Annotated in this window: 6 protein-coding genes; all 6 read right to left on the bottom strand. The window is 46.3% G+C overall.

From position 1 onward, the window contains the following. Window positions 1–147 precede the first annotated feature (147 nt). Window positions 148–1,293: a hypothetical protein gene (locus WA010_RS08325; protein ID WP_422556664.1), complete on the bottom strand. Its 1,146-nt coding sequence runs from the start codon at window positions 1,291–1,293 to the stop codon at window positions 148–150. Continuing rightward, entirely contained in the window at window positions 1,290–2,024 is a 735-nt protein-coding gene (locus tag WA010_RS08330; protein ID WP_422556665.1) for a hypothetical protein, read from the bottom strand. The genes WA010_RS08325 and WA010_RS08330 overlap by 4 nt, the downstream gene beginning before the upstream one ends. Continuing rightward, complete coding sequence (locus tag WA010_RS08335; RefSeq protein WP_422556666.1) at window positions 2,017–2,412, bottom strand: hypothetical protein; 396 nt, start codon at window positions 2,410–2,412, stop codon at window positions 2,017–2,019. The genes WA010_RS08330 and WA010_RS08335 overlap by 8 nt, the downstream gene beginning before the upstream one ends. Next, window positions 2,409–3,242 (bottom strand): DUF58 domain-containing protein, encoded by an 834-nt coding sequence (locus WA010_RS08340; RefSeq protein ID WP_422556667.1) that lies wholly within the window; start codon window positions 3,240–3,242, stop codon window positions 2,409–2,411. The genes WA010_RS08335 and WA010_RS08340 overlap by 4 nt, the downstream gene beginning before the upstream one ends. Then, entirely contained in the window at window positions 3,242–4,189 is a 948-nt protein-coding gene (locus tag WA010_RS08345) for an AAA family ATPase (protein ID WP_422556668.1), read from the bottom strand. Before WA010_RS08345 ends, WA010_RS08340 begins: the two co-directional genes overlap by 1 nt. 110 nt (window positions 4,190–4,299) lie before the next feature. After that, a partial coding sequence (locus WA010_RS08350) for a hypothetical protein (RefSeq protein WP_422556669.1) occupies window positions 4,300–4,682 on the bottom strand: 383 nt, incomplete at its 5' end.

Below are 4,682 nucleotides of genomic sequence, written 5' to 3' on the forward strand. Positions count from 1 at the left end.
GCAAACAAACTCTACGATATTTTTAAATAGACTTCTTAACATAACCTATTTTCCGTTCGTGGTGAGCCTGTCGAACCATGAACTGCACACCCTTCGACAGGCTCAGGGCGAACGTAGCCACATATTCAAATTTTGGGTTATACAAGATTAGAATTCATACAATCTCGTTTCTCTTTTTTGCCTCATTGGAATCGGAGTATTCATCCTTTCAGAATGGATATTATGTTTGCTATTTTCATCTTCTTTTCTCTCGTGTTTATTCCTTTCGATCTTTGCCCTACTCTGTTCTAAATTATAACGGAGACGCTTTTGCAGTATCGGATCGGTGGTATAGACCCTCTCGTACCAATAACACGCCCTCTCATATCGTCCACTCATATACAGAGCATTCGCACGGTTATACCGCACCTGAGGCGAATCGTGTTTCATCTGATGACGTGCAAACATCCGCTCCGCTTTTTCATACTCACCCGATTCATACGCCTCCCTCGCCGAAGTGAGCTCTTTAAAATCCAAAATCCCTGCATGGGAGTTCATAGGGGATAGACTCAAAGCAAAAAGGATGACACCGACACTCACACTTTGACGCTTACTCATCGATGATAGCGCAAATAAAATCAACACCATCGCCAATCCTAAGGGATAAAAAAAGAGGGGGATATGCTCTTGAAGACGATGGTTGTTTCTAAGCTCTAGCAATTTTTCATGGACGACCAAAACATCCGATGGGGAAGCAACCATCATCATACCCTCGATTTTAAACGGCATGGAGGTGATAAGAATCTTCATATCCGCTTCACGCTGAGCCAACTTTTCCGTTAACACATCACGATTGGAAGGTTTATCAGAAGGGGTTAAATGGCGTATCAACTCCCCTAATATCCCCCCGTCATTACTACGCGGTGCGATTTCATAGAGCTTATCATCGTATGCCATCAGTTCAATATTCTCACCCAAAACAGAATAGAGAGTTGAACGTGCCAATGATCGGATCTGCTCAAAATGCTCATTACTCCGATCTATCGCCATGACAATATGAAGCTCTTTCCCCTCTATCGGTGTCGAATCAATAATCACCGGTTGAGCCATAGCAAGGATGATTAAGAGCGTAGATACAAGAAAAAGGATATTACGGCTCTTAAGTCCCATAGTGGTCTCAGGTGCACGCAATTTTTCGAGTACCACCTCGCTAAACCACCGATTTTGGAGTGGTTTTTGAGTAAGCCAAAAATAAAAAAGGAGAAAGCTAAGCGGTAGTAACCAAAAAAGAAATTCGGGATGTAAAAAACTCATGCCAATCCCTTTTGGTTACGGCCATACAGATAGAGGAGCATCGCTAAAAAGCCGATAAAGAGGGGATAAATGTAGTAATACTCAAAATATTTCTCTACCGCAATCCTCCCAAAAGGAGGGTGAGAGTGATGAGACACCCCTACCCAATCCTCAGTGGGTTCGATAATACTCACTTCGACCCCTATCGGGAGAGAACGAACCCATTTTTTAGGCTCTTTGGATAGGATTATCACCCACCCGCTCGCTTCTGGTGTGGTGGAGAAAAAACGCTCTATCTCTTTGGTTACTTTCTCCTCAGAGTTCTCTTTTGTGAGCTGAGAGAGGATTTTTAGAAACGTCTCATGATCCTCGGTGAGGGGGATAATCGTAGGGGATGGAGCAGGGACATAGAGGGCAAAACGATCCGTTGGGCGTTTTTCGATAAACGATCGGATATCCTCCAATGTTTCAGGCTGGATCGATGATGGATCGAGTGCAAGGAGGATATCGTATCCTCTCACCTCCTCTTTCACCTCCCGAACGGGAGACATCAACGCGACGATAAATAAGGAGATCATCGCCCATTTGGCAACCCACATCCACAGAGGAGGCTTGCTCTCTTGTGTTCCAAACAGTGCATTGCGGGGAAAATAGATCGGGTTACTGCGAAGAGGACAAAGTGCCTCACATGCGAGAAAGAAAAAGAGGATAAATCCGAGCTTAGGAAACTGGAAATAAATCCCCTCAAGCATCGATAATCTCTAAATAGAGGCGATAATACCCTATCGTCTCCTCGTCGATCATCTCCACCTTCGGAGCGTATTTGTAGGGCGCCAAACGCTCAAAGAGGTTATGATATGCCTTTTCTGTACGTTCGTTATCGGAGGCAAACACACGTCCGAGCTCACTGATGGTGTACGCGGCACGTTTAGGGTCGGAGAAATCGACCGATGAGAGTGCGTTAAAACGCTCACGGCGGAGATTTACACGACGTTTTCGAATCTGCTTGAGGAGTGCCAAAATGAGTGCCAAGCTCAAAGCAACCGCTATGAGAACCACCGCGATAAAATAATAGAGTGAATAATCGGGGATCTCCACCAGCGGAGCGATGTCATTAAGCGGAATATTCAAATCTTTCATACTCTCCCCTCAAACAACCGTCGCAACGTCACAATCGCATTCGCATCGGTATAGAGCTTGCTCGCCCGCACTCCCGCTTTTCGAAACGATTCAAAGAGTTCGATGTCATGCGCTCTGACCCGCTCGCGGTAGCGCTTCACGCTTCGCTCATTGAAATCCCCCTCCAATACGGCACCGCTCTCAGGATCGATGAGGGTGCTAAATCCCATCACCTCAGGATTCTCTTCGGCACGGTCGCGCACGACGATGGCAACCACTTCATGTTTGCGGGCGAGGAGTCTCAAATCGGGAATCTCGAAAAAATCCCCGATCAACACGATCAGAGATCTTCGCTTCGTCCGTCGGTAAAGCTCTTTGATACTATGGGTTAGATCAACACGGTGATGCAGTATTTCCGCATCCAAAACAGACTGTGTCGCCTGCTGTACCGAAAACCGCTTTTTCGCGGGACGAATCTCGTTTCGGAGGGTTTCGGAGTAATTCGCGTGGCCGAAAACATCGCCGTTTGCGACCGCAGAGTATCCGATCAATGCCACCGCTTCGGCAACAGACTCGATCTTAAACTTCTGTGATCCGAAATGAAGTCCTCCGCCGAGCAGTGCGACGGTGAGGACATTAAGCTCGCGTTCTTCTCGAAACACTTTGACGTAAGGTTTCCCCATCTTCGCCGTAACGTTCCAGTCGATGTGACGGGTATCATCACCGCTGACGTATTCGCGCAGTTCGATAAAATCAAACCCCTCTCCTCGAAACAGTGAGGGGTTGTTTCCGATCCGATCCCCGATGATCTGGCGGCGGGCTTTGATAAGGATCTGACGACTATTGTTCATTATGGAATCGGTACCGCTTTTATAATCTTCTCGATCAGTTCATCAACATTAACTCCCTCAGCTTCCGCTTCATACGAGAGAACCAAACGATGACGCATCAACTCTTTGATGATTGAAGCGATGTCACTCGGTGTGACAAACTCCCGCCCGCGTAAAAATGCCACCGCACGAGAGGCTTTAAACATATCGATACTCACACGCGGAGAGGCCCCAAACTGCAAGAACCCTTTGATCTCACCCAACCCAAACGCTTGCGGATCACGTGTCGCGCTAACGAGGCTGATCATGTATCTCTCCACCTCTTCGTCGATGTGGATTGCTTTGACTCTCTCTTTGAGTGCGATCAATTGATCTGCATCGATTACCACGTTAATAGCATCACCGAGTCCCGATCCGACACGCCGCGCGATGGATAGCTCCTCTTCGGGGGTGTTGTAGCCGACATTGATTTTGAGCATAAAACGGTCTAATTGCGCTTCAGGGAGTGGATAAACCCCCTCGTTCTCGATGGGGTTCTGCGTCGCCATAACGAGAAACGGAGGGGAGAGTTTAAAACTCTCATCCCCCAGTGTCACCTGTCGCTCCGCCATCACTTCCAGAAGTGCCGACTGTACTTTTGCAGGGGCGCGGTTGATCTCATCGGCGAGGAGGAGATTGGTAAAAATCGGCCCTTTTTTGATCTTGAATCCGTTATTTTTCGGATCGTAGACCTCAGCACCCAAAATGTCACTCGGAAGCAAATCGGGGGTAAATTGCACCCGTTTAAATCCCAACCCAAGCGATTGCGAAAGGGCTTTTACCGTTGTCGTCTTCGCCAGTCCCGGAATCCCTTCGATCAGGATATGCCCATCACACAGCAATCCGATCAACAACCCGTCGATCATTTTTTCCTGTCCGACAACGACTTTGGCTACTTCAGCGCGTATTTGATTAATTGTTTCTATCATAGTGTCACCTTTTTATCTGTTGTGAGTTTACCTTGTTTCGTTTTAGGTTTCTATTTGTGTAGCGACTTATCTCGTCATCCCGTACTCGATACGGGATCCATCTTCCTCTACTATACCAATCCTAACTCTTCGCTAATGTCTTTGATGAGTTTGCTGAGGGGGCGTTTGTGGAGGTCTTCTTTGAGATATATCCCAAACAAATCTTGCTTTACCTCTTCCTCAGTTTTTTGGGTCAATTTTGCTAGTTCTTTGATACGACTATCGGGATAGTCTTTACGCTTTTGGATCATCTCGATAACTTTATATTTATGATAATCGTATCTACCGTCTAACTCTAAAACTTGAAGATAATTTTGGTATTTATCCGAAAAATCCTCTTTCAAAAATAGTTCAATATCCGCTTCTTCATCTACCTGTAAATTTGGATTTGACAAAAAGGTTTTAAATTTTACCTTGTCATCAAAATCAAATTTTTGGCTCGTCGGTGCTACCC

The organism is Sulfuricurvum sp. (genome assembly GCF_049305995.1).
Lineage (GTDB): Bacteria > Campylobacterota > Campylobacteria > Campylobacterales > Sulfurimonadaceae > Sulfuricurvum.

What these genes read in the sequence shown, in the direction of transcription:
- WA010_RS08325 (WP_422556664.1), bottom strand. Translation starts at nt 1,293, where the DNA reads ATGAGTTTTTTACATCCCGAATTTCTTTTTTGGTTACTACCGCTTAGC.
- WA010_RS08330 (WP_422556665.1), bottom strand. Translation starts at nt 2,024, where the DNA reads ATGCTTGAGGGGATTTATTTCCAGTTTCCTAAGCTCGGATTTATCCTC.
- WA010_RS08335 (WP_422556666.1), bottom strand. Translation starts at nt 2,412, where the DNA reads ATGAAAGATTTGAATATTCCGCTTAATGACATCGCTCCGCTGGTGGAG.
- WA010_RS08340 (WP_422556667.1), bottom strand. Translation starts at nt 3,242, where the DNA reads ATGAACAATAGTCGTCAGATCCTTATCAAAGCCCGCCGCCAGATCATC.
- WA010_RS08345 (WP_422556668.1), bottom strand. Translation starts at nt 4,189, where the DNA reads ATGATAGAAACAATTAATCAAATACGCGCTGAAGTAGCCAAAGTCGTT.